The 24362-nt window shown below is 47.5% G+C and carries 16 protein-coding genes, 2 rRNA genes and 2 pseudogenes; 7 read left to right on the forward strand and 13 right to left on the reverse strand.

Translation table 11 applies throughout. The features are described from left to right. The first annotated feature begins 14 nt into the window (after positions 1 to 14). Complete coding sequence (locus M2137_RS04405) at positions 15 to 1481, forward strand: TlpA disulfide reductase family protein (RefSeq protein WP_280765245.1); 1467 nt, start codon at positions 15 to 17, stop codon at positions 1479 to 1481. Between the two features lie 263 nt (positions 1482 to 1744). Beyond that, positions 1745 to 2203 (forward strand): transposase, encoded by a 459-nt coding sequence (locus tag M2137_RS04410; RefSeq protein WP_280765246.1) that lies wholly within the window; start codon positions 1745 to 1747, stop codon positions 2201 to 2203. 273 nt (positions 2204 to 2476) lie between these two features. Here M2137_RS04410 and M2137_RS04415 read toward each other — a convergent pair whose 3' ends face one another. The 6 genes and pseudogenes from M2137_RS04415 to M2137_RS04440 form a co-directional block, all read right to left on the reverse strand. Continuing rightward, the gene (locus tag M2137_RS04415) at positions 2477 to 3589 is read right to left on the reverse strand and encodes an ABC transporter permease (RefSeq protein WP_280765247.1); all 1113 of its coding nucleotides are present in this window, start codon (positions 3587 to 3589) and stop codon (positions 2477 to 2479) included. A gap of 21 nt (positions 3590 to 3610) precedes the next feature. Then, positions 3611 to 4714, reverse strand: coding sequence for an ABC transporter permease (locus M2137_RS04420; protein ID WP_280765248.1), 1104 nt, complete (start codon positions 4712 to 4714; stop codon positions 3611 to 3613). 2 nt (positions 4715 to 4716) lie between these two features. Then, positions 4717 to 5460: pseudogene (locus M2137_RS04425) on the reverse strand (ATP-binding cassette domain-containing protein); the annotation flags it as partial. Between the two features lie 264 nt (positions 5461 to 5724). Further along, positions 5725 to 6345: pseudogene (locus M2137_RS04430) on the reverse strand (ABC transporter ATP-binding protein); the annotation flags it as partial. A 58-nt stretch (positions 6346 to 6403) separates the two neighbouring features. Further along, positions 6404 to 7291: an HlyD family efflux transporter periplasmic adaptor subunit gene (locus M2137_RS04435; RefSeq protein ID WP_280765250.1), complete on the reverse strand. Its 888-nt coding sequence runs from the start codon at positions 7289 to 7291 to the stop codon at positions 6404 to 6406. 10 nt (positions 7292 to 7301) lie between these two features. Continuing rightward, complete coding sequence (locus tag M2137_RS04440; RefSeq protein ID WP_280765251.1) at positions 7302 to 8579, reverse strand: TolC family protein; 1278 nt, start codon at positions 8577 to 8579, stop codon at positions 7302 to 7304. Positions 8580 to 9509: 930 nt separating this feature from the next. On the opposite strand from M2137_RS04440, the gene M2137_RS04445 reads away from it, so the two are divergent. The 5 genes from M2137_RS04445 (at position 9510) to M2137_RS04465 (ending at position 19399) form a co-directional block, all read left to right on the forward strand. After that, positions 9510 to 9902, forward strand: a complete 393-nt coding sequence (locus M2137_RS04445; protein WP_280765252.1) for a BACON domain-containing protein — start codon at positions 9510 to 9512, stop codon at positions 9900 to 9902. A gap of 20 nt (positions 9903 to 9922) precedes the next feature. Beyond that, complete coding sequence (locus M2137_RS04450) at positions 9923 to 10474, forward strand: DUF3575 domain-containing protein (RefSeq protein WP_280765253.1); 552 nt, start codon at positions 9923 to 9925, stop codon at positions 10472 to 10474. 13 nt (positions 10475 to 10487) lie between these two features. Continuing rightward, positions 10488 to 14630, forward strand: a complete 4143-nt coding sequence (locus tag M2137_RS04455; protein WP_280765254.1) for a BACON domain-containing protein — start codon at positions 10488 to 10490, stop codon at positions 14628 to 14630. A 369-nt stretch (positions 14631 to 14999) separates the two neighbouring features. Next, a complete protein-coding gene (locus tag M2137_RS04460; protein ID WP_280765270.1) occupies positions 15000 to 17759 on the forward strand; it encodes a SusC/RagA family TonB-linked outer membrane protein in 2760 nt (919 codons plus the stop codon). A 14-nt stretch (positions 17760 to 17773) separates the two neighbouring features. Then, a complete protein-coding gene (locus tag M2137_RS04465; protein WP_280765255.1) occupies positions 17774 to 19399 on the forward strand; it encodes a RagB/SusD family nutrient uptake outer membrane protein in 1626 nt (541 codons plus the stop codon). A 12-nt stretch (positions 19400 to 19411) separates the two neighbouring features. On the opposite strand, the gene M2137_RS04470 is transcribed toward M2137_RS04465, so the two are convergent. From M2137_RS04470 to M2137_RS04500, 7 genes are all read right to left on the reverse strand, one after another. Further along, the gene (locus M2137_RS04470) at positions 19412 to 20596 is read right to left on the reverse strand and encodes a class I SAM-dependent rRNA methyltransferase (protein WP_280765256.1); all 1185 of its coding nucleotides are present in this window, start codon (positions 20594 to 20596) and stop codon (positions 19412 to 19414) included. Beyond that, on the reverse strand, positions 20593 to 21177 hold the full coding sequence (locus tag M2137_RS04475; RefSeq protein ID WP_280765257.1) for a 3'-5' exonuclease: 585 nt from the start codon (positions 21175 to 21177) through the stop codon (positions 20593 to 20595). Before M2137_RS04475 ends, M2137_RS04470 begins: the two co-directional genes overlap by 4 nt. Beyond that, complete coding sequence (locus tag M2137_RS04480; RefSeq protein WP_280765271.1) at positions 21174 to 21722, reverse strand: DUF5063 domain-containing protein; 549 nt, start codon at positions 21720 to 21722, stop codon at positions 21174 to 21176. The genes M2137_RS04475 and M2137_RS04480 overlap by 4 nt, the downstream gene beginning before the upstream one ends. Before the next feature lie 316 nt (positions 21723 to 22038). Continuing rightward, complete coding sequence (locus M2137_RS04485) at positions 22039 to 23088, reverse strand: Gfo/Idh/MocA family oxidoreductase (RefSeq protein WP_280765258.1); 1050 nt, start codon at positions 23086 to 23088, stop codon at positions 22039 to 22041. A 34-nt stretch (positions 23089 to 23122) separates the two neighbouring features. After that, entirely contained in the window at positions 23123 to 23932 is an 810-nt protein-coding gene (locus M2137_RS04490; protein ID WP_280765259.1) for an alpha/beta hydrolase family protein, read from the reverse strand. Between the two features lie 105 nt (positions 23933 to 24037). Continuing rightward, positions 24038 to 24149 (reverse strand): 5S ribosomal RNA (rrf, locus tag M2137_RS04495). A 114-nt stretch (positions 24150 to 24263) separates the two neighbouring features. Further along, a 23S ribosomal RNA gene (locus M2137_RS04500) occupies positions 24264 to 24362 on the reverse strand; the annotation flags it as partial.

Genomic DNA, 24362 nt, shown 5'->3' on the forward strand with positions numbered 1-24362 from the left:
ATGCATTTCAATTCATGAAACAGATTTCCTTTTTCCTTTTATTCACCGCATGTCTCCTTTTTGCGGGATGCGAACCGAACCAAACAGTCACTATCACCGGCAAAGTAACCGGTGGAAACGATCAGAAGTTATTGATTGTTCCTCCCATAGAGGGATATACTGCCAACTATTTTAGCGAAGAGATCACACCGGATGCGGAAGGAAATTTCTCCTTTACGTTTACTGCCCAGGAGGCCTCTACCGCTTCGGTCATTCTATATGGGAAGGGATCGAAGATGTTTATCGTAGAACCGGGAGAGACATATCACTGCGACATCGACAGTTCGGATGGATTTATCCTGAATATTCAAGGAAAAAATGAAGAGGGAAACCGCCTCTTCACGGAAAAAAAATACCACGATGCCTATTACGATCCGTTGCGCAAGGCGTTGGTATCGAGAGAGAATCCGCTCGCTGCCGAAGAGATCATCATTCGCGTAAACGAACAGAAAGAAACAGAACTGGCCGCTTTCCGCACGATGCAGCAGGAGGGCAAGACCAGCGCTGCCTTCCAACGGGTGGTTGAACGCGAATTGCGAGGCTATTATGCCTATCTGTCGTGCGATATTTTGCAAAGTTATATCTCGTTGTTTAGCCGCGAGAACGAAGAGGCGGCACGCCCTTATAAAGAGGTACTATTCCTCACGATGGAAGCCAATCCTCCGACCGATAGCGAATTATCAAAGTCTTCCTCCTGGTATAGATACACTTATATGGTCTACGGAATGACTATGCAGGAAGAATTCAGCCGCGAAGAACTGATGGAGATCTACAACCAAGGATTAGGCATTACCCACCAGATGGAATGGGCATCGCTTTTCTTCACCGGGAAAACCAAAGAATACTTTCAGGCATATCTGTTGTGTCGTGAAGGCTCCCAGTCGCAATTCAACAAAGAACTGATCCCGCTTTTTGAACAATTCCAACAGAATTATCCCCAGAGTGCCTTTACCCCTTATATCAAACCGCAGATCGATCCGATCGTCGATTTCTATGAAAAGGTAAAAAATCCTTTCAGCCCAGGCATGAAACTGGTGGAGAATATGGATCATATCGCTTCGCTTAAAGAGGCGGTTGCCCCCTACAAAGGGAAAAAGATCTATATCGATGTGTGGGCTACCTGGTGTGGTCCCTGCAAAGAGCAGTTTAAACACAATGGTCCGCTCAAAGAGCTGTTGAAAGAAAAGGGTGTTGAAATGCTTTATATCTCTATCGACCGCCCGGAAGACAAAACCAAGTGGGAGAATATGATCAAGTATTATGGTCTTGAAGGAAATCATATCCTCGGCAGCGAAACGCTTATCAATGACCTTAGGGTGATATACAATCAAAACGGAATGTTAGCCATTCCCTGGTATATCCTGTTCAACGAAAAGGGAGAGATGGTAGAGTTGCATGCCAAACAGCCCTCGCAATTGGAAGAGTTGAAAACATTCCTCTAAAAAGTTGTCAGTTGGTTAAACGCATTAAAACAATGTTCGCTTTTTAGCATGAAGGCGATCACAACAGACAGGCATGCATGGCCGAAGACCACAACAGGCCTATAAGGCCGAGTCCCGGAGGGACGAAGACTTAGCCCAGGGTAAGCAGGCTGAAAGACTGCGCCACCCTGGGGATCAGATGAATATATTTATATTGAGTTCTGAAAGAACGAAAGAAAAATTATATTATATTTATCGATCTAAACCTTAAAACCTTCACAACTATGTCCCAATCCTTATCTCAACTGTATGTTCACCTTGTTTTCCACATCAAAGAGAATAAAATATATATTCAAAAAGGTGATGTGGCTCGGGTTTGTTCCTATATCGCCGGGATCCTCCAACAACAAGGCTGCCCCCCAATACAAATAAACGGGATCTCAGATCATATCCATATCCTTTGTGTTCTATCTAAAAATATAGCGTTGGCTAAACTCATTCAAAATATAAAGGTCGCTTCATCAATTTGGATCAAAACATTGGGTGCGCATTATCGGAACTTTGCTTGGCAGAAGGGATACGCGGCCTTTTCAGTGAGTGCCTCTGTGTGTGATAAAACAATCAGCTACATACTTCGGCAAGAGGAACATCATCAAAAGGTTAGTTTCAAAGATGAGTTATTGCGATTCCTGCAAGAGTATAATATTGAATATGATGAAAGGTATTTGTGGGTAGAGGATTGATTTTTGATTGCTTTATGCTTTGCGAAGCGATCTTCGATTCGTTCTTTCAGAACTCATTTTTTATATACATCTAAAAACCCAGGGTGGCGCAAACCTTCGGCCTGCTTACCTTGGGCTAAGTCTTCGTCCCCTCCGGGACTCGGCCTTTCAGGCCTGTTGTGGTCTTCGGCCATGCATGCCAAATATAGTAACACTCACATGCGTTTTTCCTGCAAAACCGGGGGATGGTTTTGCGGATGATGAATCTTTCGTTTCGTTTTACGGAGAGGGAATCTACTGTGACTTCCGGTAACTGATAACTGCCCAGACATTAAAAAAGAACATCATGGCGATAAGCACCAGCATATCGATCCAGAGATCGGCAATGGTGCTTCCGCGGAGGTAGACCGATTGCAATACATTCACCACATATTTTGTTGGCGTAAAGGCGGCAATCCACTTTGCCCAGCCGGGCATACTATCGATGGGAGTCAATAATCCCGACAGCATAATAAAGATAATCACAAAGAAAAACATCACGAAGAGCGCCTGCTGAATAGTAGCCGAGTGGTTCGAAATCAGGAGTCCGAAGCCGGTCATAGTCAGGATAAAGAGCGCCGCGAAGAAGTATAAGGTCAGGAAATGCCCCAGGGGAACCAAGCCATATATCAGCCAGGCAAACAAAAAGCCAAACGAAACAGCCACCAACCCAATGATCCAGAACGGGATTAGTTTGGCCAATATAAAGGCGAATTTCCCGATAGGGGTCACATTCAACTGCTCGATCGTGCCCATCTCCTTCTCGACCACGATATTGACCGCCGGAAGAAATCCGCCCAATATGATCAGTGTGATCATGATCAGTCCGGGAATCATGGTGAACCGGTAGTTTAAGGTCGGGTTATACATATATTGCGTGATCAGCTCCACCTTGGGCGAAGCGATGTATTGCGGGCGATTGCCCGTTTCGGCCAACGCACGCGAATACTGCATCAATAGCTCATTCATATAGGATTGCCCCATCACCCCCTTCATGCTGTTCACGGTGTTGATGGTGATTTGCACCGGTGTCGTTCCGAATTGCACCAGATCATATTCGAATCCGGCCGGTATTTCCAGTATCAGGTCGGCATCCCATCGCTCCAGATCGGCAAACGCCTCTCGATATATACCTGTCTGCGATTGGAGATTGAAGTAGGTAGAATGTTCTATCTGCCGGATAAAATCGCGTGAGAGGGGCGAGTGGTCGTTGTCGACAAGCGCTACCTGAATGTTTTTAATATCCAGATTGGTTGCCCAGGGCATGATCAAAAGCACCGCAAGCGGGAACATAACAGCCACCCCCACCATAAATTTATTGCGAAGCAACTGCTTAAACTCCTTTTCCAACAGATATTTCAGGCCCATATCTCTTTTATTTCTTTGTCGTTATTCCAACCGGTTATTAAACTTACGCAGGCTGATTGTGATCAACAGGACAGCCATAACGATCAGAATCACGATCTCTTTCCATATAAAACTAACCGGCAGGCCGGCAATCATCAGCTTCCGAACCGCCATAATATACCATTTCGGTGGCAACAGGTGGGAGAAATACTGCAATATCTCCGGCATACTCTCCACCGGAAAGATCATACCACACAAAAGAATCGTAGGCACCATCAATAACATGGAGGAGAACAACATGGCAATAATCTGCTGATCGACCAGGGTAGAGACCAATAATCCCAACGAGAGCGCTATGATAATATAGATAAGCGACACGACACAAAGCGCCACCATACTCCCGGCTACCGGCACTTTCAGTACAAAAATCGACAACAACAGGATCGTCAACAGGTTCACACACGATACCGTAAAGTAGGGAATCATCTTGGCAATGATGATATGGATCGGGCGAAGCGGCGAAACCAACAACACCTCCATCGTGCCCGTCTCCTTTTCTTTCACAATAGCGATCGAAGTCATCAACGCACAGATAAGCATGAGTGTCAGCCCCATAATACCCGGCACGAAGTTATAAGACGATTTCATCTGCGGGTTATACATCAATACAACGTTGGGCACGATACCTTTCCGCCCTGCTCCCGGTTGCATATCCTGCTGATACTGGGCAACAATCGCCGAGGCGTATGCCGTATAACTCTGCGCCATACTGGCATTTGTTGCGTCGACCACCAACTGCATGGCGGCTCCTTCGGGATCAAACACCTTTTCCGAGAAGTGATCGCCAAAGGCAATCACCATATCCAATTCCCTTCCCCGGAATTTCCGGTCGATATCGTCGGGAGAATCCAGACGTTCTTTCACCGTGAAGTATTCGCTGGCGTCGAGGCGATTCAGGATTTGCTCAACGGCATGGTCGGGTTCCGAAGTCAATACACCGATATTGACATTGCGCACCTCGGTGGTCAAGGCGAACCCAAAAAGGATAATCATCACAACAGGCATGATCAATAGGATCATCATCGTACGCCGGTCGCGCAGGATATGATAAAATTCTTTTCGTACAAATACCCAAAATTCTCTCATAACTATTCCATCCTTTCTGCTTTTCTGGCCAGTTTGCGGAACACCTCATCCATCGACGAGGCATTAAATTGCTGTTTCAGGTTCGATGGCGAGTCGAGCGCGTCGATACGTCCGTCGACCATCATCGACACCCGGTGGCAATATTCCGCCTCATCCATATAGTGCGTGGTTACGAATATCGTAATGCCCCGGTTGGCCGCTTCGTATATCATCTCCCAGAACTGTCGCCGGGTGGTGGGATCGACCCCGCCTGTCGGCTCGTCGAGGAAGACAATCTTCGGCTCATGGAAGATCGAAACCGAGAAAGCCAGTTTCTGTTTCCACCCCAGCGGCAACGAGTCAACCAGCGTATCGCGTTCCTTCGTGAAGTCCAACCGCTCGAGCAGTTCCTCCGTTTTGCGGGCGATATCGGCATCTTTCATCCCGTAAATCCCGGCATATAGGCGGATATTCTCCCATACCTTCAGGTCGCCATACAACGAAAACTTCTGGCTCATGTAGCCGATATTCTGCTTGATCTTCTCCTGTTGGCGGGCAATATCGAAGCCTGCCACCTGCCCCATGCCGGAGGTCGGGCGGCTCAGACCGCACAACATACGCATGGCGGTGGTCTTTCCCGCTCCGTTTGCCCCGAGAAAACCGAATATCTCCCCCCGCCGCACCTCGAAAGAGATGTGGTCGACGGCGGTGAACGAACCGAATTTCTTGGTCAGATCCTTCGTTTGTATGACGATATCGTTATTCATCCTGTATTTTCCCCTTGTCTATTAATCTTTGGCCAGCCGCATATAGCAATCCTCAATATTCGCTTCTACCCGCTCGATCCGAACAGCGCTATGCCCTTTCTGTTGCAGCTGCGTCAACAATGCGCTGCTGTCGAAAGCGCCGTCTGCCACCGTAAAGTGATGAGACTCGCCCGACACATAACAATGATCAACGCCTTTGTATTCCCTCACATCGTGCAAAAGACGGAAAATATCATCGCCTTTCACCGCATAAAGCGGCAGATCGAACTGACGGATGATATCCATCGGCCGGTTGATCGACATAAACTGCCCGTTCTTGATCAGGGCAATGCGGTCGCAGAGTTTGGCTTCGTCCATATAGGGTGTGGAGACAATAATTGTGATCCCTTGTTTTTGCAGCCGGTTGAGCATCTCCCAGAACTCTTTGCGCGAGACGGGATCGACACCGGTGGTCGGTTCGTCTAAGAAAAGCACACTGGGTTTATGGATCAAGGCGCAGCATAAGGCCAATTTCTGCTTCATGCCTCCGGAGAGTTTCCCGGCGCGGCGACGCTTAAAGGGCTCCAGTTGTTTGTAGATCTCCTCCACCAGGTGGTAGTTCTCCGCGATGGTGGTGCGGAAGACCGAAGCAAAAAAGCCCAGGTTCTCTTCCACCGTCAGATCCTGGTAGAGCGAAAAACGCCCGGGCATATAGCCCACTCGTTTGCGTATCTCGCGGTAGTCATCCACCACATCCAATCCATCGACGCGGCATGTTCCCTCGTCGGCAAGAAGCAAGGTCGCCATAATGCGGAAAAGCGTTGTCTTCCCGGCGCCATCGGGGCCGATAATGCCGAAGAGTTCGCCTCTGTCGGCATCGAAGCTGATGCCCGACAAGGCTCGGATGCCTCCTTCGTAGCTTTTGTGGATAGTATCGACAACGACCGCCTTCACTTTATTTGGTTTAGAAGTTGACCTCTCCGTACATGCCCAATTTCAGGTAACCATCGTTCCGAACAGCGATCTTCATGGCGTAAACCATATTGGCGCGTTCGTCGGACGTGGTGATATTCTTCGGCGTAAACTCACTCTTTTCAGATATCCAGGTGATCTTTCCTTTGTAATCGCGTGAGTTGCCGCCACCAAAATCAGCCTTCACATCTACCTCCTGTCCCAAGCGGATATCGATCAACTGATCGGAAGTGACATAGGCTTTCAGATGCACATCGTTCATATCCGCGATCTTCAACAAGGGACGTCCGGCAGAGCAGAGTTCGCCCTCCTGCGCGTATTTGGCCAGTACCGTTCCGTTGATTGGCGAAACGATTACACATTTCCGCAATCGGTCTTCCAATTGTTCGATCTGCGCCTTCAAGCCGCCGATTTGCGCCTCTATCGTAGCGACTGATTTGTTTAATGTATTCTTCTGGGCTTCCAGCTGCTTTTCCAATACCTGAATGGCCGAATTGATATCGTCCAATTCTTTGGTTGTGGCGGCATCCGACTTCAACAGATTCTCTACCCGCTGTTTCTCTCTCAACTGTTTTGTCAGTTGTTCTTCAATGGGCGCCAGTTGAATGGAAACAATGGGGCGGCTGGCTTCCAATGCCAGGATATTCTGCTCCAGTTGTTGCTTTTGCAGGAAGAACTGGGTCGAATCGATCAGTCCGATCTGTTGCCCTTTTTCCAATGCGTCGCCTTCTGTTGCCTGAAAGGTAAGGAGCATACCGGCTACCTCGCCCGACAAGATCACTTCGGTCGCCTGAAACGTACCGGTCGCATCCTGTTTTCCGCTTTTCCCTGTGCATCCCACCAATAGGGCTATTATTAAAATGCAAACTAACTTCTTCATATTTTTTATTTTACTGATTCACCGTAAACTTCAACTCATACATATTCTTCAACAGTTCGATCTCGTGGGTCGCCTTACTCTGCCGCGCCAGGCTCTCCGCATGTATCTCACGCAAGAGGTCGCTCACCGTGCGCGAGCCATTCTCGACCTGCACCTCCGTACGCTCCCTGACTGCCTGCCTGAGACGGATAATCTCATCGTCCTCGCGCATCACCTTCTGCATACGTTCTACTGCCAGGCTCTCCTGTGTCTTTTTCAGGTTCATATTATACAGGAAGGTCTCGCGCTGGCTAGCCAGTTGCATCCGCCCTGTTTCGATCTTCGACAAATCATTCTTCCGGGTATAGAATCCGGAGATATTCCACTGAAACTTGATGCCACCCATCAGATAGGGCGACCATTGATTCTCCACCATATCGGCAAACAGGTTTAATCCCGGATTGGCATACGCTCCTTGCAGGAACAGACCGATTCGCGGGCGCACCTGGGCGTTGACCCCTTGCTGTTGGCTTAACAGATAACGATCCTGTGCATCGAAATAGTTCAATTCGGGACGTTTGATCGACAGTTGCGGATGAAGGGAAGGCATCACGGGTTTCGCCAGGTTTGTTGTTGTCGTAAACTCTTTATTAATCATAATCCCCAGCATCGTCCGGTACGCCTTTTGCGAAGCCTCCAGATCCGATCGTTGCTGGCGGGCGCTCAGAATCTCTACTCGAAGCAGATCGAGATCATTCTGCCCGGCCACGCCATTGGTGACATACGACTGCACTAAACGCTCATTGCGCTCAAGCTCTCCGATCAGGATATCGACCTCGTTCCGCTTCTCTTGCAAAAGAAGCGTGCCGAAATAGAGCTGGTTCACCCGCTCCTGCAGGTTATACATCTCTACTTCCCAACTCTGAACGGAGACCTCTTTCTCAGCTTTTGCCCGGTCGACTTGGGCTTTCACCGCCCCGCCTTCGTAGATCGCCTGTTCGATCTGAACAGATGCTTTGTACTGATCCTTACGCAATCCATCGAAATCAAGGGGAAACATACTCACTAACTCATCCGGAAAGGCCATGACATCCGTCTGATAGGTCGCCTGAAGCGCCACCGATAGCTGCGGCAGCCAGTTCTTGCGCGCGTTGGCCACCGTATAATCAGCCAGTTTATCGATGAGTCCGCGTTGCTGAATAACCGGATAATTATCGCATGCCAGCTGTTGACATTCTTCCAGGGTGAACGTTTGCGCGGTGAGTAGGAAATTGGAAAACAGAAAAAGAATGAATAAATATCGTTTCATACTATTAGATTATATCCCGGTATAACTTTTTCTTTTCACAACAACAGCGATGAAAACCCAACAGAGAGTCAAGCCCGCTTGTCCTATGCCGAATGCACATCCTGTTTGTTGCAAATATAGGAAGCTTTTTGAGATTCAAAATCTTAGCGACTGTTTTTTTGGTTTCCATACAAGGAAAATTATATTTTATCAGAGCATCTGTGTCGGATCGTAAAAAACCTCAACTATCATTTTGTCAAAATCGCGGGAGTTTTTTTCCGAATTGGCAGGACTTTGCGAACAAACTCCCGGGAGAAACATTTTTTAACGTATCATATTGTAAAGCAAAATGGCGATTTTGCTATCATTTTGTCATTTCGCCTTCTTCAGAAATCGAACCCTGTTTCGCTTCATAAGTAAAGCAAAATGCAAAGCAAAAGATGGATCATCTCAAGAAGTGGGAGGATCTCCGTCGTGAAAAATCATCATACGAAATGACTATCTTTCTTGCCCGGACGGATGCCTCGCAAATCGAGCAACTTTGTCACTTTAGGACAATAAATGACACACTGAGATTCGAACAAATACAAAAGTGAAGATGATTTTTAGTTTTTTAAACAAATTCCTAAAATAAGCACTGATTTATACGCAAACGGACAGTTTTGGGCTGAAATTTGTCGATTTGTCATCACTTTTTTACGATTTGATAAATATTTTTTCAGATTTGTAAAAACCGAAAAAACCGTTTCCTCTACCTTTGTACTGTAAAATAGACCAACACTACAAGGGAGAATATTCGAGGAAAAAAGTGCGCCAAATTCGATAAAAACCGGCATGCGATTGTACTTACTCAAACAGATGTAAAAACCTCCTGTTAGCAAGGTACTGTAAAAGGACTTAATTAAGCACAAGAAAAAGCAATTTCTAAGTATAAATTTAAATTTTAAACCTATGAGTGATTTATTCTCAAAAAGAATTGGATCTCTGATGATTTTGTCAGCCCTCTTTATGCTGGTGCTGACAGGATGCGTCAACGAAGATGATCCTCCAGCGATCAGTGTCTCACAAAATGAAATCTTCTTCGACCAGAAGTCTGATGCCACACCCGTCCAGGTAAATAGCAATGCCGAATGGAAAGCATCGAGCAATCAGACCTGGTGCCGTCCTTCTGTATCAACAGGCAGACATTCATTAGACATAAAAGTACTGGTGGATGAAAATGATACAAAGTTTAAACGCACAGCAATTATCACCTTTGAAACACAAGGAAGCAACAAAACAATCTCATCGATCATCGTCTCTCAGGAAGGAATCGACGTGTGGGGAAATGGTGAAACCAATTAATCAAAGAAGGAGAAAGAGATATGAAAAAAATAATCTTGGTTTGTAGCTTATTATTGACTCTTACTACGTTAACCAATGCACAAGATAAAATAGCCGTAAAGACCAACGCATTAGGCTGGGCAGCTTATGGAACGATCAATTTCGGTGCCGAATTGGGTCTGTCCCAACATTGGACATTGGATCTTGACCTCTATGCCAATCCGTGGAAATTTGACGACCACAAGCAATTGATGACTTTCGGCGCACAGCCTGAAGCACGCTACTGGTTGGGCGACCGCTTTAAAGGACACTTCTTTGGTGTGCATGCACAATACTTCCATTTTGATGGAGGACTCGACAAATACCGCTACGACGGCTGGTCTGTCGGTGGAGGCCTTTCATATGGATATTCACTGGCACTGAGTGATCGTTGGCTGATCGAAGCCAATGTGGGCGCCGGATACATTCATGCAGACTACGGCAAAACGGGTCGTGTACAATACCCGGGGGATGTACGCATATACGACCCAGAAATAAAAAACATGTTCGGTCTTACCCGTGCCGGCCTGAGTGTTATTTTCCTGATCAAATAAAAAGTAATTAATTATGACACATAAATTCAAACAATTCAATATCAAGGTAGGTTTACTTCTGACATTGTGTCTTATGGTCTTTATGAACACAGGATGCGATGAAGATGATCCTACGGTTTCTACTTCGGTAGAAGAAATGTTCATCAGTAGTGATGCTGCCAACATTCCGCTTACAATCAAAGCAAACTGTGGCTGGACAGCAAACAGTGATGCAGAATGGTTATACCTCTCCCAAAAATCGGGACGGGGAACAACCGATATCAGTATGATGGTAGAGGCATTGGTGTCTGACAAGGCACGTACAGCGAATATCACCGTTTCGGCTGAAAACGGCAACAAAACAGTAATTAAGGTAACCCAGAACGGCTTGTCGGAAACCGGCATACGTATCTCACCGAAAACGATTACGATTGGTGCGAAGCCCTCACAGGGCAATGCCTTCGGTGTGGTAACGCAGTATAGCGACGCCGTTGTTTCCGCAGAAATAACGGCTGGCGAGAGCTGGATCAAAGATCTGATGCCAACCACCGCTATCGACGGATATGTGAAGAATGTATTATATACCTTCTCGGCAACAGAACATATTGATGCTTATGAACGCGTTGGTAAGATTACCGTTACGGTAACCTTCGCTAACCAGGTGCATACCGAAGAGATCACCGTAATCCAAAACGGATTGGGCGCTCCGAACATCTCAACTCAAGAACGCATCTATATGATGTACAACCAGACTTCATACGCACAGAGCCTGTGGGTGGAAGATGGCGACCAGACAAACGTACGTTACGAATGTCATACCTCCTCCGCTCAGTCGGGAACCGATGGACAAACGACTCCGTGGATCACCGGCGCAACGGTTACTGGCGATGGTATGCTCGAGTTGACTACATTGCCTAATAGCTACGACGAAGTACGCGAAGGTGAAGTAATGATCATCGCTTTCCGCGGTGCCGCTTCTGTGAAAACAAGTATCCATGTGATCCAGTCAGGCTATAAATCTGCCGGAGCAAACATCCCGAATGCTTTGTTGACACACGATTATAAAGCAGCCACTCATCAGGTGCCGCTTAACCCGATCAACGACTCGAAACTGAAAGTAGTCGCCAACAATGCCACTGGCGGTTGGGTGAAGGATATTAAAATCGATGAAGAGGGTGTAATGTCCTATGCACTGGCAGCTTACGATGGAGCATCAGGAAGCTACCGCGAAGCTACAATTACGTTAGAAGCGACCAATGGTCACAGCAATGCTGTTTACTACTACGTCACAGTTCGTCAGTACGCTCCGGAAGCAGCAGGTATCTGTTTGCCGACCTCGCTGATGACACATAGCTCTGCCGCTCAGACAGGTGTAATGCCAGTGAACGCTAACTACGCATCGAAGGTGGAAGTAGTCGGTGTATCTCAACGGACATGGTTACAACATGTAAGGATTTTCGGAACCGACCTTATTTACGAACTTACCCAATACGACGGTTCGGCAGGCGATTACCGCGAAGCGATCATCACCCTGAAAGCAACCAACGATCATGCAAATGCGTCTTACTACTACGTAACCATTCGTCAGTATGCGCCGAATGCAGCAGGTATGAACAATACGACTCAGATCGTGACCTTCAACTCCGACGGTACAACCGATGAAACAATCTATGGCGAAGACCAGATAACGACCCTGCCATTGAATGCAATCAACGGTTCAACACTGGTCATTGAAGATGTTTCCGAAAAGTGGGTAGACATCGAAGGACTGGATCTGAAATCCGAAGGTAACAACAAGAACTATATCTTGAGCTACGGTGTTGCTCAGTTTGATGGCCGTGAAGGCGATATGCGTGAAGCGGTTATTACCATCAAAGCCTCTAATGGCCATACAAACGATGCCTATTACTATATTATCATCCGTCAGTATGCGCCGTTGGCAGCCGGTATCAGTGAATATCCTACCATGGTTGAACACGACTATACAGCCAACGCACAACTTTTTGGAGGATACGATTGGTACAAATTGACTCTCAACGCGTTGAATAGCTCCACTATAGAGTTAGTCTCGGTTGATAATGTTGGATATGGCACAGATTGGTGTCTCTATTCTGAAAATTGGCAAATTGGCAACCCAAATGAGAATGAAGAAATCCGTGAATATCGCTTCCTCTACCGCTTAACGGAATACAATGGAGAAGACGGTCCTTATCGTGATGCACGCTTTACTTTCAAAGCAACCAATTCACATAATAATCCTTCTTATTTCTATGTGGTGGTTCGTCAATATGCACCTGAATATGCGGGAATGATGATTGATGATAAACGGGTCAACTTATCATCTGAAGCCCAGATTAGAACTTTGCGTTATACCTTGCTGAATGGTTCTGAAATTATCGACTTATATAAAGAACCTATCTTAGCTTATGGTGTAAATGCAGACTGGCTTAATATTGAACAATTCTCTGAAGAAGGCAACTATTTGGAATATCGTGTTGAGGCATATGATGGCGCTAATGGTCCATTCCGTGAAGGGTATATTTGCTTTGTTGTTGGAAATGATCATATAAATAAAATGATCTATACAGTAACTATTCGTCAGTATGCACCGGATGCCGCAGGTATCAGTATTAGCGAAGAGACGATCTGCTTGAGCTATCAGGATTGGGCCGATCAGGAAATTTCTTACGAGATACTGAATGGTTCATCGATCAAATCGGTAAAAGTCAGAACAAACAACAATGCGGAACCAAACTGGCTGACAGCAGATCTTGATGCAGATGGTAAACTGACCTATTCTGTTACCAAATTTGCCGGTGGACAAGCAGGTGATGTACGTGAAGGGTATATCGATCTCGTGGTAACCAACTCACATAACAATGCGATCACCTACACTATTCCAATCCGTCAGTATGCACCGAAAGCGGCAGGAATGAGTGTAGATACGGATGTTTATGTTATACCGACAGCAGGAGCCTTAGACTTTATCGTAAAATATGAATTACTGAATGGATCTAAAATAGACTCAAGCGATCCAGATCTGCACATACAACAGGAATTTACAGATTCAAATAATCCTCAGAAATTCATAACGAAATTGAACTATTTTACCAACACACAGATGCGAATAAATGCGAACGCTTACGACGGTTCGAGTGGTCCCGTACGTTACGCTTATATCTATGTACCGGTTCAAAATGAACATGCGGATAAAGTAACCTATCGGTTTACCTTTATGCAGTATGCTCCGGATGCCGCCGGTATCAGTATGCCGCCGATGTTTGTGACGCATAATTCGACAACAGCGGATGGTGGAGCAGGGTCTCTTCCGTTGAATGTATTGAATGGATCTACAGTAGTGGTTCAGAGTTACACTTCGAATATCTTTACTAATGACGGGGCTCCGGAAGTGGTGGATGGTAAGTTAACCTATACATTAGCTCCGTTTACTGGCAAACCCGGCAGCTTCCGTGAATCTGTTGTTACATTAAAAGCAACCAGCGCACATGCAAACGCGGCAACCTATACGGTTACTATTCGTCAATATGCGGCGGATAATACGGCAGGGTTGAAATCTGATTTGCCTTCGTATCTTGGGTTTGGTAGTCCGGAAAGAATCGATTATACGCTGAACTATGATCTGTTACCCGGATCAGCAATAACAAATGTCACCTTTACCCCGGGTACAGGAACGACCGCGTGGATCACTGGCTTTGATACCACAACAGCAGGTGTTCTGACATTTGATGTGGCTGCGAATACCGGTGCTTCTGCTATTGATTATTCTCGCGAAGGGGTAATCACCATAACAGTCTCAAACAGTAGTGCTGGCACATCGGCTATTTATTATATCAATGTGCGACAATATGCACGGGACATGGCATACGCAGATCGATCTTCTTTAACTTTTAATGGTACAACAGGTTCTACTGTTACCGGAATTGGAACTATTACATTAAAAAATGTTCCAGGACAAGCTACTATTAGTGTTAGTGGAAGAAACAGTACTGATGGGAATGCGACAATTACTAACTTAAAACTTAGTGGTAATACTATTACAATGACTGCCAATTGGGCAACTTCGACTTGTTCTTGTACCATATATGTTGACATTGTAATTAATGCAGCTCCATACACTCAATACATTACAGTTCCTTTAATTGTAACGAGATCTTAATGCTGATTAAATCTTATTCTGTTTAATCTACAGACCGTTGAAAGGCAGCTTTCAACGGTCTGTTTTTTTGTACTCCACACTGATTTTTGTAAAATAATCTTCAAGAAGGGTAAAGTTGTCTGCCGGAATCTGACTGTTGACGATCGTCGACAGTATTGTCGATAGTTGTCAGCAATATTGTCGACGGCTATCAGCAGTATTGTCGATAGCTATCGACAATCAGATTGTCGGTCAGATCCTTTTAACCATAAGAAACCCACCCTACCCCGCTGTCATTCCAATCTTTTTTCGTATATTTACCCCATCACCCCCTTTCAGAACCTGACTATGCATTAGATACTTATAACAAAACCTTACCCTATGAATGCTATGAAACAGTCTTTGGAGAAACTCCGTTATCTTTCCCTTTTGATCTATTATTTATTCTTTCTATTATCAAAAGGAGTTGCCCAGGAAATAATCATCTTACCCGATACGGTTCGCTTAGATGAAGTGATCGTGGTGGGGTATGCCACCGGAAGCGAAGCGACCATCTCGGGCGCAATCGATAAGGTAAAAGAAGAGGATATGAATCGAGGATTGATCACCACCCCTTTCGATGCACTCAGGGGACGGGTAACCGGACTATATATCCCTCCGGCAAATAATGGACCGGCCGCGCTGGAGGCGGTGCGCATCCGGGGCACTACCTCGCTGACGGGCGGCAACGACCCATTGGTAATTATCGATGGCATTTTCGGTGATCTCAGCCTGTTGCGCGCTGTTTATCCGGCAGATATCGAAAGCTTCACCGTATTGAAAGACGCTTCGGAAACGGCTCAGTACGGCTCGAGGGGTGCCTCGGGCGTGATCGAAGTCACCACCAAAAAGGGAAAAGCCGGATTGTTTAATATCACCTACGAGGGGAATTTCGGCATAAGCTCCGTAGCTCGCCACCTTCGGATGCTCTCGGGCGATGAATTCCGACAGGTAGCCCGTGAGCGACAGATAGAGATACTCGACCAGGGCTACAACACAAACTTCCTCGAAGAGATCACGCAGACAGCCCTTTTGCAGACACATCATATCGCTTTTGGCGGCGGTTCGGAACACTCCAACTACCGAGCCTCGGTGGGATATGTCGATCAGCAGGGGGTGATACGCAATAACAGCTCGCGCAACTACACCGCCAAACTGGATATCACCCAGCGCGCCTTCAACAACCGGCTGACACTCGATATCGGCATGTTCGGCTCCCTCTTGGATATGCATTACCTGAACGACTACCAGAAGACCTTTTATTCGGCAGCCACCTTCAACCCCACCTTCCCCAATCACAAGAATCCGGAGACGGGTGGCTGGGACATGGTGACAACCGCCAGCCAGATCACCCACCCGATTGCCTGGATGGATGTGCAGGACGACGAAGCCAACGCGCTGGTCAATGCCCGGATGCGTGTAGTAGTGCAACTGACAGATCATTGGAAATTGACCGGGTTCGGATCGTACACCTACAACTCCGTGGAGAACTCCCACTACAAACCGACCACCGTATGGGGCGGCGGAGAGGCCTTCCGGGGTTTAAAAAAGACACAATCGCTGTTGGGCAACCTGATGATCCAATATAAAAAGGACTGGAGAGGCAACCACTTAGATATCCTGGCGCTTGCCGAAGCGCAGAAAACCACCCTGAGCGGATTTCACACCACGGTGACCAATTTCAAAACCAACCAGTATGGCTATCATAACCTGCAGGCTGGCGCTGTCCGTCTGTGGGAAGGCACGGCCTCTTACTTTGAAGATCCTCGTCTGGTATCCTTTCTGGGACGGGTCAATTATGTACATAAAGGGCGCTATATTGCCACCCTGAACGCACGGGCGGATGCCTCTTCCAAGATTGGTATCAACAACAAATGGGGCTTTTTCCCGTCGGCTTCGCTGGCATGGACGATGAGTGAAGAGGCGTTTATGAAACCGATCACCTGGCTCAACAACCTGAAACTACGGATTGGCTACGGCCTTTCGGGCAATCAGGATGCCATCCAGTCGTACACCTCCATGCAATTGCTCAAGCCCAGCGGCGTGGTCTCCGCCGGAGGCGCTCCCACCGTAACCATGGGCCTGATTCGCAATGCCAACCCCGACCTGCGCTGGGAGGTGAAACATACCTTCAACAGCGGCTTCGACCTGGGCATTCTCGAAAACTGGCTGATGCTGAAAATGGACTATTATATCTCTCGCACACACGATATGCTCTACCTCTACGATGTGAGCGTGCCGCCTTTTGCCTACAACAAACTATTGGCCAATCTGGGATCCATGGAGAACAAAGGGTTGGAAGTGGCCTTAGGCATAACGCCCTGGCAAACGGCTGATACGGAACTGCAGGTGAACGCTACCTTTTCCCGGCAAAAAAATAAATTATTATCGCTGAGCGGAACCTACCGGGGAGAGAAGATGTCGGCACCTGAACAGATGCCCATCACCAACCTCGACGGGGCAGGGTTCCACGGAGGCTATAACTATATCGTCTACCAGATCGTCGGCGAGCCGGTTGGCGTATTCTATCTTCCGAAATGCACCGGTCTGGAAGAGTTGCCGAATGGAGGCTACCGCTACGCGATTGCCGACCTGGATGGGGGAGGTGTCAACCTCGAAGAGGGGGGCGACCGTTACATTGCCGGACAGGCGATGCCCAAAGTCCTGATGGGTACCAATATCAGCTTTCGCCATAAGCGGCTGGATCTCTCCCTGCAGATCAACGGAGCCTTCGGGCATAAGATATACAACGGCACATCACTCACCTATATGAATATGAATATATTCCCTGACTATAATGTGATGCGCGAAGCGCCCCGGAGGCATATATACGACCAGACCGTCACGGACTACTGGCTGGAACGGGGCGATTATATCAACTTCGACTACCTGACCATTGGATGGAATGTGCCTTTAAGCGGCAGATTAAAGCCATACATCCAGTCGCTTCGCCTCTCGGGTTCGGTGAACAACCTACTAACCATCACCGGTTACTCCGGATTCTCCCCGATGATCAATAGCTATGTGGTCAATAACACGTTGGGAACCGACGACAAACGCAATTACCCGGTCACCCGTTCCTACTCCATCGGACTCAGTATTAAATTCTAAAATAAGCAAGTAGTATGAAAAAAGAGCTATTATATATAGGAATAGGAATCCTGTTCGCTGGCTTTTCTGCCTGCGGTGACTTTCTTGAAGAGAAGCCGCGCGACCAGATCCACGAGGAAGAGGCCTACCAGGATGCTACGAATCTGTACCTAAACACGGTAGCGACCCTCTACACCCATATTGGAGGAGACACATACAGCCAAGGGCTTCAAGGCACTTATCAAGGAGTATACGACCTGAACACCTTCACGACCGACGAGGCCATCATCCCGACACGCGGTGGCGACTGGTTCGACGGTGGACTGTGGCAGGGATTGTTTTTACACAAATGGGGGACAAAGAATGACGCTTTATTGGCCACTTGGGAGTATCTCTACCGGGTGATCGTATTGAGCAACCGCTCGTTGGAGGTATTGGAGGCACACCGTTCGGTACTGACCGAGGGCGAATACAACGCCTATTATGCCGAAGTCCGTGCCTTCCGCGCGATGTATTATTATTATCTCTTCGATCTCTTCGGGCATGTTCCCTTAGTACTTTCGTCGGATACGCCTATGAAAGAGGTATTGCAAAGCAGGCGTAGCGATGTGTTCCGTTTTGTGGTCGACGAACTTCAGGAGGTGCTCCCCTTTCTCTCTCGTCAGCGAAGCAACCGTTTCGGTGAATACTACGGGCGTGTAACCCGCCCTGTCGCCTGGTTTTTATTGGCCAAGCTGGCATTGAATGCTGAGGTCTATACGCATGATAACTGGACAGACGGGAACCGTCCCGAGGGAAGCAACATCTATTTCACGATCGAAGGCGAGCAACTGAATGCCTGGGAAGCAACCATTGCCTACTGCGACTCCCTCGAACGAAGACACCGCCTGTCGGAAACCTACGAGGAGAATTTCGCCATCTTCAACGAATCGTCTGTCGAGAATATCTTTATCATTCCGATGGATAAGAACCTATACCGCAACCAGATGCAATACCTTTTCCGCTCCCGCCATTATAATCACGGCAAAGCGTTGGGCATGGTCGGCGAAAACGGTTCGAGCGCGACCATTGAGGCGCTGCAAACCTTCGGATATGACAGCGAAACGGTCGATCCCCGCTTTGAGATGTGTTATTACGCGGGGGTAGTCCGTGATCTGAAAGGGGATGCAGTACCATTGGACAACGGTGATATCCTGACCTATCTCCCCTGGGAAGTCAAATTGGATCTTTCCGGAACAGCAGCGGAAAAGACCGCCGGCGCGCGCATGAAAAAGTATGAGATAGACCCGACATCGAGCAAAGACGGCAAACTCATGGACAATGACATCGTACTCTTCCGCTTTTCCGACGCACTCCTAATGAAGAGCGAAGCCAAGGTGCGCAAAGGAGAGAACGGCGATGCGGAACTAAACCGGGTTCGTGCCCGGGTGGGCGCTGCCTCACGTGAGGCAACCCTTGAAAATATCCTGGCAGAGCGTCAATTGGAACTGGCCTGGGAAGGATGGCGGCGCCAGGATCTGGTGCGCTTCGGATTGTTCACCCGCGCATACAATAGCCGTCCGCAGCTCCCCGGCGAGGAGAACGGATACACCACTGTCTTCCCGATTCCTGAAAATGTATTGATCTTAAACCCGAACCTAAGCCAGAATCCGGGGTATTAAAGGGGTATTTCTTTACTCCACATATAACACCAGCCCCTTGAGGTACTCGCCTTCGGGATGGTAGATATTCACCGGATGGTCGGCGGGTTGGGTGAGTTGATGGAGGATGCGCACATTGCGACCCGATTGGGCGGCAGCGCTAAAAACAGCCAGGCGGAAATTCTCTTTCGTTACTACTTGTGAGCAGGAGAAAGTAAACAGGATACCACCCGGTTTGATCTTCTCGAAAGCAATGGCATTGAGCTTGCGGTAGCCCTGCAGCGCGTTACGCAATACGTTTTTATGCTTGGCAAATGCCGGCGGATCGAGTATGATCAGATCGTATTGATTGTCTATCTTATCTAAGAATTTGAAGGCGTCTTCCGCAAAAGCCTGATGGCGCGAATCGCCCGGGAAATTCAGTTCAACGTTCTTATTGGTCATGGCAATCGCCTTGGCCGAGCTGTCGACGGAGTGTACCCGGTTGGCCTCTCCACGCATGGCGTAGAAAGAAAACCCTCCCGTATAACAAAACATATTCAACACATCACGCCCCTTTGAGTATTGCTCCAACAACGAACGGTTCTCGCGCTGGTCGATAAAGAAACCGGTCTTTTGTCCTTTCAGCCAGTCGACATGGAAAGAAAGACCATTCTCCATCGCTGTCTCATCGGCATGACCGCCAATCAGATAGCCGTCTTCCGAACCCAGGTTAGCTTTGTAAGGCAGGGTTGCCTCCGATTTATAATAAATATTCCGGATTTCATCGCCCATCACCGCCTGAATGGCTTGTGCCACCTGCTCTCGTGCGTAATGCATGCCCACAGAGTGTGCCTGCACAACGGCCGTTGAGGCATAGACATCGACAATAAGCCCCGGCAGATTATCGCCCTCTCCATGGATCAGACGAAAGGTATTGTTGTTTTCCGCACCGGCCAATCCCAACGCCCGGCGTAAGGTATAAGCCACCTCAATACGGTGTTTCCAGAACGCATCGTCAATAACAGCCGGCTCAAAAGAGAGTATACGCACCGCAATACTGCCGATCTGATAGTGCCCGACAGCCAGAAACTGCTTATGGACACCATACACCTCCACCAATTCTCCCTCCTCCGGATCACCTTCAATCGATTGAATAGCTCCGGAAAACACCCAGGGATGAAAACGCAATAACGACTCCTCCTTTTTGGGTTTGAGGTGGACTTTCTTATAATTCATCGTACGGAATTTAGTTTTTTGTAGATCTTCAGGCAGGCCCAGGCATCGAGGGCTGCATATTTCTGTTGCGGTTCGGTCAGGATCTCCGCGTCCCAGTTGGTCAACCGCTGACCTTTGGAAATCTTTTTGCCGAACAAGATGGCATATATCTTTTGCAGGCTGGCCTCTTCTATACCGAATTGGCCTACATAGTTTTGCAGATCCAGAAAACGCATCGGGGTCACCGTGGTGCGCTTACGGATCGCTCCGAAATCATCGCGTAGCGATAGCCCTATCTTTAGGATATCTTCGCTTTTCAAGAAATTCTCCAAGGAGGGAGGAATACCGATCGTATTCAGGCGAAACAGGAAGCAGGCATCCTCAGTCGATATCTGCATCAGGGAGATCATATAACGCTGCCCCTTGCGAAAACTGGGACGCGTCTCCGTGTCAAACCCGACCATATCGAAATGTTGCAGGTACCCGACAGCCTTATCACAATCACTCTCATTGGTGATCAGGATAATCCGGCCGGAAAATTCTTCAACTTCCAGGGCGGCTATTTCATCTTTCGATATGGTATGTGCATACGGTTCTATCATATTTCTTCTTCAACAGATTCCAGGTTTTCATCCATGTCGTAACGTACGGCATGCAATGCTTTGAGCGCATTCAACGTCTGCTGTCCCCAATAAGAACGGAAATTCTCCCTGCAAACGGCCACTGCCTCCTGCATCACCTCTTCGATGCCCTGCCGAAAGAGAGAAACAAAGTTTCCTACATCCTGATACACATCGGCGAGGTTTTCAGAGATAAAAGCCGCAATAGGCGTATCGCTGTATTGCATATCCGGGTGGAATGTCTCCAGGTAGGTGTCCTTATCGCCCAATAAATCGGCTATCCGGCTACGCACCGCCTCATACATATCCTCCGTTACGCTCAGCTCCAGATCGATATCTTCATCCGATGCCGCTTCCGGCAATAGAGAAGCCTTGAGGTAGAGCAACGGCAACAACTTAACCATCTTATCCACAAAGGCAAAACGATCCGCTTGTCCGGCAGTTTCCACGAAGGTACAATACTCCAGAGCAACAGTAACAAATTCCAATGTATTTCGGTCGTAAATAGGGTTATTTTCCTTCACCACACGTTCACTTTTGTATATTCTCATTGAATTCCGAACGCAAAAGTACTAAACTTTTTAGAAAGAATGCAGGTGCAAATAATAAAGTAAGTAAAGAAACGATAAAGAAAGGCGAATAGCGAAACTTACATTTTGTCAAAAACGCAGGAGAAAATTTCCGAAATCCCGGGACTTTGGAGACAAACTCCCGGGAGAAACATTTTTTAACGTATCATATTGTAAAGCAAAAAGGCCTTTTTGCTATCATTTTGTCAAAAAGAAGATGTTGCCGTATAGGGGACTTTAGGGGGCAAAAAAGGGGAAGGTCACGAGGAGGGAATTAGCCCTCCAGGTGAACTACTTCCCCTGTGTGTTCGCTTTCAAAAGAGGCCTGGATAATGCGGATGACCTGCAACACATCTTCCGCATCGGTTAGGGCTTTCTGGTTTTCGGTCACCGAACGGTGGATATCATCGTAGAAAGCCATGTAGTTGCCGGGGAGCGTTTCTATTTTCCCCCGGTAATGCAGGCCGGACACCGTAGCATTGAGGGTTCCCCAGTTCGCTTCCGCCTCTTTACCCCAGGCTGCTCCGGTCGGGATAACACCTTGCTTCAGACATTCTTCCTGTGGGTCAAGACCCTGTTTTACATAGGATCCTTCCGTTCCATGCAGATAATAGCGCGGCGTCTCCTCGCGCATCAGGTAGCCGGCGCGAAGCAATACTTTTACTTGCGGATAGATTAGTTTGATGAAATAATAATCATCCACCTCACTCCCATCACGCAGGCGGTCGATATCGGCATAAACAGCCTGCGGCATACCGAAGAGTTGAACCGCCTGATCGATCATGTGTGAGCCCAGGTTGTAGGTGATACCTACCTGTTGGTCGGCCTTTTCTTTCCATGTGCCTGGCTGGATGAAATTACGATAGCGCTGAAAGGCCGACTGAAATTCGACGACCCGCCCCAAAACACCCGATTCCAGTATCTTTTTCACCGTCAGGAAATCACCATCCCAGCGACGGTTCTGATAAACAGCCAAGACCAATCCGCTTTTTCTCGCCAGCCTTACCAACTCTTCTCCCTGGCTTACATCGAACACAAAGGGTTTCTCCACGACAACATGTTTACCAGCCAACAACGCCAGCTTCACATAGTCGTAATGAGTCGTGTCCGGGGTATTAACTACCACCAGTTGAATCTCCGGGATGTCCAATAAGGCTTCAAACGAGCGCACGATCTGAACATGGGGATAACGCGCACGCGCCAGGTTCTTACTACGTTCTACAATCGTATGAAGCTCGAATCCCGGATGAACATCAAGGAATGGGGCATGGAATACAGAGCCCGACATGCCGTATGAGGCTAAGCCCGTAATGATCTTTTGCATGGTGTTAGGGATATAAGAATAGTAAACAGCCCTTTTAATTCATCTGAAAATATTTCAAGAAAAACAGGATCTGATAATCGATGGAGTTCTTCCAGTAAGGGCCGTTATGTACGCCCGGACGAACAATATAGTCGTGATTGATCGCATTTTCCAACAACTTCGCATGAAAATTGTTATTGACTTCAAAGAAAAAGTCGCCGTAGCCGCAATCGACAATCAGTGCCAGGTCGCCATTCTTTATTTTATCGATCTGGTTGATCACCGTATGGCTGTCCCATAGTTCGCGATTCTCTTCGAGGCTTCCCAATTGTTTATCCATCTCCCAGTTCTTGGGGAAAGGGCGGATATCGACTCCTCCGCTGCTGCTTCCGGCTGCGCCAAATGTTTCCGTATGACGGAAAGCAATCCAAAGCGCGCCATGTCCGCCCATACTAAGACCGGTAATAGCTCGTCCCTCTTTGGCGGGCAGTGTCGGATAATGTGTGTCTATGTATTCGATCAATTCTTGAGACACAAACGTTTCATACCGGGAAGAAGGATCCTTCGGGCTGTCCCAGTACCAGCTATTATGCCCATCCGGGCATACAAAGAGCAGTCCGTCCCGCTCGGCTATGTCCGGCAGATTGGGTTTGATGCCGAGCCACATATTGGCATTGCCGCCATACCCATGCAAGAGATAGACAGTCCGAAGCGGTTTCTCACTTTTCTCCGGCGCGACAATGACCACCGGGATCTCTTTATTCATTGATTTACTGAATACTTTTACGGTTTCAACCGTAGCTGCCTCTGTAACGATCGAGAAGAACAGGCAAATAAAAATTAGATGTAGTGCTTTCATACTCATTTGATTTACTGCACGAATATAATGAAAAGATCATATTCCGACAAACAAAGTATATAAAACCAAAAAAAGAGCCTGTTCAATTAAGAACAAGCTCTTTTCACTTTAAATCGGCAGCTACCTACTCTCCCACCTTGTGAGCAGTACCATCGGCGTGGTGAGGCTTAACTTCTCTGTTCGGAATGGGAAGAGGTGGATCCCTCACGCTATAACCACCTAAATATTTTTCTAATTGTTAATTATTAATTGTTAATTGTTAATTATCAATTAGATAACATATCGGACTCAATAAAGTAAATCATATCACTTACTCCTATAAAAAGTATATAAACCATTTCAGAAAAGTCACGGGCTATTAGTAACGCTCGGCTACATACATTACTGCACTTACACCTGCGTCCTATCAACGTCGTAGTCTACAACAACCCTTAAG

Origin of the sequence: Parabacteroides sp. PFB2-10, from assembly GCF_029893085.1 — a bacterium.
Lineage (GTDB): Bacteria > Bacteroidota > Bacteroidia > Bacteroidales > Tannerellaceae > QVMG01.